This window comes from Oleiphilus sp. HI0061 (assembly GCF_001635675.1).
Genome location: NZ_LWFE01001243.1, coordinates 1 through 1,739, shown reverse-complemented (window position 1 = coordinate 1,739; position 1,739 = coordinate 1). Strand labels below are relative to the sequence as shown.

Here is a 1,739-nt window from a genome sequence, read left to right as displayed (position 1 = left end):
TTCAAGTTTGCTAGCTTCAAGCTCATCAATTCTGTCATCCCAGCCTTGGTCAAGATGCTTAAAATGGCTCTCTAGATATTCTTTTTCCAAGCGTTTATAGGCCTTTTGAGCTTCAACCATTAATAACAAATACAGACGAATTGTCTTTTTGTTTTGCATATAGTTTAGCAGTGATCGATCTTTAGAGTAACGATATATACCGTTAAAGAGGCTCTTGGATAAGTTCGGGTTGAATTTTGTCAATTTTTGGCAACGCCATGCGAGCCCGTCAGTGCCTTCAAGGTACTGAATATGGTGTAAAGCTCCGTATTCGATCACCTTTCTTTTAGCTAGCAACTCATGTAAATGTGGACGAGAGAAAAAGAACTTCCGCATAGGAGAGAATGCAAAAAAAGCAGATAGAAAAGCCATACCACAACCAACACCACCAACCCAGGCATCAAGCAAACCTAACAAACTAAATACAAACAAGGACGCGAAAATAGCACATATAAGTACCCAGTAATCTCTATCTCTCCGAGCTTCGGCTACCAAGGTGTTATCGGGGTAATCGTCCATTGCGAGGTGATCATAGTTCAAGCCCATTACAGGCTCACAGCCTGCAAGTAATATCTTCTTCCTATGTTGCTGCAGTTTTAATTCGGCCTTTTGTGCAAGAATACGCTCTCGCGCGTTATCAACAATACTTTTCTTTTGGCGTCGGTCGTCTTCTAAACGACGCTCAACAGTTCCTCGAGGTTTTTTGCTTGTATGCCGTCGATCGGGAGTCTTGCGCCTGCTATTTTCCTCTGCGTCATCACCAGAGGCCAAGCCATTATTTTGATCGATATCATTTAACAAGCTATCAAGAGATGCAGTTTTGCTTGTATCCGCATTGTTTGTTTGTTGCGCAGTCACTAAGATTTCCCTTTGGTGTTGCTATAGTTTATCGGATGCCATCTGAACAACTTTAGTAATTATAGCCTCTTACTTATCATCTTTGCTTAGATTCTGGGCTATTAAAAACGCAAGGCACCCTCGCCCTTACTCGCAACAATAGACAGACCTAAAAACTAAACTAGACAAAATTCAAGTTGCGCCGGTTATCATATTTGTTATAAATCCGGCGTTTTTTATGGCTTTCTAGAAACTATTTCTCAGACATCCACTATACTAACAACTACACACCAATCACTAGCTAACTACGCACATCGGACTCTGAGCAGAGCATGAGCATTCACAGAAAGATAGACCTACTTCCTGAACGCTCTCAAATGGCATGGCTTATCTTGCTTATTGCCACTATTGGGCTGTGGGTCAGTCTCGCGATTTCTAAGCCATCCTTAGCACAAAGCACGTCATCGCAGTACGAAACAATTAAGGTAAGCAAAATAGTAGATGAAGTTAATGCACTACCTTATCTAGATTACTACTTGGACAGTTCCTTTTCGGCAAGCATCAATGATGTGCTAGCAATAGATAAAAATAAATGGACAAAAAATACCGAGCACATTCAGCACTTTGGGCAGACGAACGCGCCTTACTGGTTCCGCTTTAAGCTACACAAACAGCGCTTTCATATCGACCAACAGTATTTTGTTAAATTAGATTACCCTCATCACGACCGTGTATCGATTTATTTTGTCAATGACGGCCGCATCGTCAAACAAGTCAATACCGGCGACCACTTACCATTTAAAAGCCGAAAGGTAGATTTACCTACTTTTGTTTTTAGTATTCCAGAAAACCATACAGAGCTT

Annotated in this window: 2 protein-coding genes; one reads left to right on the top strand and one right to left on the bottom strand. The window is 41.2% G+C overall.

The features are described from left to right. The coding region (locus A3735_RS19435; RefSeq protein ID WP_068638497.1) for a hypothetical protein at nucleotides 1-897 on the bottom strand (897 nt) is incomplete at its 3' end. A gap of 311 nt (nucleotides 898-1,208) precedes the next feature. On the opposite strand from A3735_RS19435, the gene A3735_RS19430 reads away from it, so the two are divergent. Continuing rightward, a partial coding sequence (locus A3735_RS19430; protein WP_156499772.1) for a 7TM-DISM domain-containing protein occupies nucleotides 1,209-1,739 on the top strand: 531 nt, incomplete at its 3' end.